1 rRNA gene is annotated in these 2929 nt (G+C 51.1%); it reads right to left on the minus strand.

Annotated elements, in window-relative coordinates:
* Positions 1–20: 20 nt before the first annotated feature.
* Positions 21–2909, minus strand: a 23S ribosomal RNA gene (locus FJM67_RS17140).
* Positions 2910–2929 lie beyond the last annotated feature (20 nt).

The following is a 2929-nucleotide window of genomic DNA, read 5'->3' on the forward strand; positions in this document are numbered from 1 at the left end:
TAAAACCACTTTGGTGTTATATGGTCAAGCCTCACGAGCAATTAGTATTGGTTAGCTCAATGCCTCACAGCACTTACACACCCAACCTATCAACGTCCTAGTCTCGAACGGCTCTTTAGGGAACTTATGTTCCAGTGAGATCTTATCTTGAAGGAGGCTTCCCGCTTAGATGCTTTCAGCGGTTATCCCGTCCGAACATAGCTACCCGGCAATGCCACTGGCGTGACAACCGGAACACCAGAGGTTCGTTCACTCCGGTCCTCTCGTACTAGGAGCAACTCTTCTCAAATCTCAAACGTCCACGGCAGATAGGGACCGAACTGTCTCACGACGTTCTAAACCCAGCTCGCGTACCACTTTAAATGGCGAACAGCCATACCCTTGGGACCGGCTTCAGCCCCAGGATGTGATGAGCCGACATCGAGGTGCCAAACACCGCCGTCGATGTGAACTCTTGGGCGGTATCAGCCTGTTATCCCCGGAGTACCTTTTATCCGTTGAGCGATGGCCCTTCCATACAGAACCACCGGATCACTAAGACCTACTTTCGTACCTGCTCGACGTGTCTGTCTCGCAGTTAAGCGCGCTTTTGCCTTTACACTCTTTGCATGATTTCCGACCATGCTGAGCGCACCTTCGTGCTCCTCCGTTACTCTTTGGGAGGAGACCGCCCCAGTCAAACTACCCACCACACAGTGTCCTCGACCCGGATTACGGGTCTGAGTTAGAACCTCAAACATACCAGGGTGGTATTTCAAGGATGGCTCCATGAGAACTGGCGTCCTCACTTCAAAGCCTCCCACCTATCCTACACAAGTAGGTTCAAAGTTCACTGTGAAGCTATAGTAAAGGTTCACGGGGTCTTTCCGTCTAGCCGCGGATACACAGCATCTTCACTGCGATTTCAATTTCACTGAGTCTCGGGTGGAGACAGTGTGGCCATCGTTACGCCATTCGTGCAGGTCGGAACTTACCCGACAAGGAATTTCGCTACCTTAGGACCGTTATAGTTACGGCCGCCGTTTACTTGGGCTTCGATCAAGAGCTTCGCTTGCGCTAACCCCATCAATTAACCTTCAAGCACCGGGCAGGCGTCACACCCTATACGTCCACTTTCGTGTTTGCAGAGTGCTGTGTTTTTAATAAACAGTCGCAGCCACCTGGTATCTTCGACCGGTCAAAGCTTACGGAGCAAGTCCTTCACCTTAACCGGCGCACCTTCTCCCGAAGTTACGGTGCCATTTTGCCTAGTTCCTTCACCCGAGTTCTCTCAAGCGCCTTGGTATTCTCTACCTGACCACCTGTGTCGGTTTCGGGTACGGTCGGTGTATATCTGAAGCTTAGAAGTTTTTCCTGGAAGCATGGCATCAACCACTTCGTCCAAAAGAGGACTCGTCGTCAGTTCTCGGTCTTAAGAGGAACCGGATTTGCCTAATTCCTCAACCTACCGCCTTAAACACGGACTACCATCGCCGTGCTGGCCTAGCCTTCTCCGTCTCTCCATCGCAATATACATCGGTACAGGAATATTAACCTGTTTCCCATCGACTACGCTTTTCAGCCTCGCCTTAGGGGCCGACTCACCCTGCCCTGATTAACATGGGACAGGAACCCTTGGTCTTCCGGCGGGGAGGTTTTTCACCCCCCTTATCGTTACTCATGTCAACATTCGCACTTCTGATACCTCCAGCCTGCCTTACAGCTTGACCTTCAACGGCTTACAGAACGCTCCTCTACCGCTTACACATAAGTGTAAACCCGTAGCTTCGGTGTACAGTTTTAGCCCCGTTATATCTTCCGCGCAGGCCGACTCGACTAGTGAGCTATTACGCTTTCTTTAAAGGGTGGCTGCTTCTAAGCCAACCTCCTAGCTGTCTAAGCCTTCCCACATCGTTTCCCACTTAACTGTAACTTTGGGACCTTAGCTGACGGTCTGGGTTGTTTCCCTTTTCACGACGGACGTTAGCACCCGCCGTGTGTCTCCCGTGCTCATACTCATTGGTATTCGGAGTTTGCATGGGGTTGGTAAGTCGGGATGACCCCCTAGCCCAAACAGTGCTCTACCCCCAATGGCAATACACGAGGCGCTACCTAAATAGCTTTCGAGGAGAACCAGCTATCTCCGAGCTTGATTAGCCTTTCACTCCTATCCACAAGTCATCCCCAGCCTTTTCAACGGATGTGGGTTCGGTCCTCCAGTTAGTGTTACCCAACCTTCAACCTGCTCATGGATAGATCGCCCGGTTTCGGGTCTAATCCTAGCAACTATGGCGCCCTATTAAGACTCGGTTTCCCTACGCCTCCCCTATTCGGTTAAGCTTGCTACTAAAATTAAGTCGTTGACCCATTATACAAAAGGTACGCAGTCACCGAACTAGGTCGGCTCCCACTGCTTGTACGTACACGGATTCAGGTTCTATTTCACTCCCCTCGCCGGGGTTCTTTTCGCCTTTCCCTCACGGTACTGGTTCACTATCGGTCAGTCAGGAGTATTTAGCCTTGGAGGATGGTCCCCCCATATTCAAACAGGATAACACGTGTCCCGTCTTACTCGATTTCATGGATAAGGTGTTTTCGTATACGGGGCTATCACCCACTATGGCGGCACTTTCCAGAGCCTTCTACTAACACCAGATCCACTTAAGGGCTAATCCCCGTTCGCTCGCCACTACTAAGGGAATCTCGGTTGATTTCTTTTCCTCCGGGTACTTAGATGTTTCAGTTCCCCGGGTTTGCCTCTGCAACCTATGTATTCAGTTACAGATACCCGCAAGCGGGTGGGTTTCCCCATTCGGACATGTTCGGATCAAAGCTTGTTTATCAGCTCCCCGAACCTTTTCGCAGATTACCACGTCCTTCATCGCCTCTGACTGCCAAGGCATCCACCGTGCACGCTTGGTCACTTGACCATATAACCCAAAATAGTTTT

The sequence above is a fragment of the Maribrevibacterium harenarium genome (assembly GCF_006385675.1).
Classification (GTDB): domain Bacteria; phylum Pseudomonadota; class Gammaproteobacteria; order Pseudomonadales; family Marinomonadaceae; genus Marinomonas; species Marinomonas harenarium.